The following is a 1358-nucleotide window of genomic DNA, read 5'->3' on the forward strand; positions in this document are numbered from 1 at the left end:
AATTGTCATGCGATTTGTATTCAAAATAGGTAAGGGTAACTCTTATTTAGCCTAGCTATTTTCCTTTAATGGGTTCCGGGTTGATTTTTTCTGATTCCAGAGAGAATAGTACAGTTGTTATTTTCCAATTCCCATTTACTTTAATGAGACCCCAACTTTCAGTTCCCCAGTTTGCCTTAATTTTGCTTTTCCAAAAACTATAATCAAAAGTTACCGCAGCAATACTGCCGTCTTCTTTTATGTCGATATTGTAAAATTTTTCTTCAGAAGCATCTGAAAGAAGTCTATAGAATTCTTTATACGTACTTTCAAAATAATTTTTTCTAGTTGGTTCTTTTTTTAGCATCACCTCATGCGTTGTTTTTTTTATAACTCCAATCCAAACTATCGGATCGTTATGAAAAAGAGTATAAAATTTTATACTGTCTTTTTTTACAATACAGTCAATAAACGAATTTAAAATCTGTTTTATTTCTTTTTTATCCGTTGTCTCTTTGTTTTGTCCAAAGGTTAAATTTGAAATAAGTAATAAAATTAAAAATACTGTTAGTTTTTTCCTTGATTGTTTAAGTAAGATTATTTGTTAAGGTCATTAATATAATTATTCCCATTTATTGAATATAACTACACAAAAGTCCAAGTATAAAGTGACGTCTACAATTTAAATATGCCAATTAAATAAGGATGTCTGCAAACTCCTGTTTTTAGTCTGCAAAATATGTAATGGAAATTCAGGTTCTATTATTTATTACTTGAAAAAAAAGCTCTTTGTAGGTTTCTGAAATTGGGATTCTCTGATTAGAAATCAATATCCTCATCCTTTCAATAGATTCAATTTTGCTAACCCCAACCATATAAGATTTATGAACTCTGCAAACTAAATTGGGAGGTATAATTTGTTCCAGTTCACTAAAATTTTGAAGTGTCATAATTTTTTTATTTACGGTATGAATTCCTCGATAATCTCTCATCCCTTCAATATAAAGAATGTCGCTTAAATTTACTTTCTCTAATCGATTTTCGGTCTTCACAAAAATGAAATCCTGTTGAGTAGTAAGCAGAGGTTGATTAATATTTTCATGCGCTTTATTTACCGCTTTTAAAAACCGGTCAAACGTAAAAGGTTTTAATAAGTAATCCGTTACACTGAGCTCATAGCCTTTTATAGCGTATTCCTGATAGGCTGTCGTTATAATAACCTGACTTTCTATTTTTGAACTTTCAAGCAACTGAATACCGGATAATTCATCCATATTAATATCTAAAAAAAGTAAATCGACTTTATTAGATCTTAAATAAGAGAGACCTTTAAGTGCATTATCAAACGTACCACATAAATTGAGAAAGGGAATTTTATT

2 protein-coding genes are annotated in these 1358 nt (G+C 29.5%); both read right to left on the bottom strand.

The genetic code is table 11. The features are described 5' to 3' along the window. Nucleotides 1-55: 55 nt before the first annotated feature. Nucleotides 56-346: a hypothetical protein gene (locus E0H99_RS17530; protein ID WP_240723513.1), complete on the bottom strand. Its 291-nt coding sequence runs from the start codon at nt 344-346 to the stop codon at nt 56-58. A 385-nt stretch (nt 347-731) separates the two neighbouring features. After that, a partial coding sequence (locus tag E0H99_RS17115) for a LytR/AlgR family response regulator transcription factor (RefSeq protein WP_131998525.1) occupies nt 732-1358 on the bottom strand: 627 nt, incomplete at its 5' end.

Source organism: Flavobacterium sp. GT3P67, assembly GCF_004349155.1.
GTDB classification, from domain to species: Bacteria; Bacteroidota; Bacteroidia; order Flavobacteriales; family Flavobacteriaceae; genus Flavobacterium; species Flavobacterium ranwuense.

Coding starts and splice junctions, on each gene's coding strand:
- E0H99_RS17530 (WP_240723513.1), bottom strand. CDS start 346: ATGCTAAAAAAAGAACCAACTAGAAAAAATTATTTTGAAAGTACGTAT.